This is a genomic window from Mesorhizobium waimense, assembly GCF_003601975.1.
Lineage (GTDB): Bacteria > Pseudomonadota > Alphaproteobacteria > Rhizobiales > Rhizobiaceae > Mesorhizobium > Mesorhizobium waimense.
Genome location: NZ_QZWZ01000278.1, coordinates 1 through 252, shown reverse-complemented (window position 1 = coordinate 252; position 252 = coordinate 1). Strand labels below are relative to the sequence as shown.

At 56.3% G+C, this 252-nt stretch carries 1 protein-coding gene; it reads right to left on the bottom strand.

From position 1 onward, the window contains the following. Positions 1–252, bottom strand: a 252-nt coding sequence (locus tag D3227_RS43660; protein ID WP_245452180.1) for a transposase domain-containing protein, incomplete at both ends; no start/stop codon positions are given.

Genomic DNA, 252 nt, shown 5'->3' with positions numbered 1-252 from the left:
CACGTCGGCCAGATAAGCCTGAGGATCGATGCCGTTCATCTTGGCCGTCTCGATAATAGTCATGGCACGTGCCAATGTCTCCGCACCCGTGTCGGCGCCAGCGAAGAGCCAATTTTTTCTTCCAATTGCAATCTCGGGGTCATTCTGCCCATGTTGGGCAGGAGGTCGAAGTCCATTATCGCTGGCATCCGTATTTCGGACGCCGGCTTCGCTGCGAGAACAGTGAAGAACGCGCCAACGGTCGGATCGTTC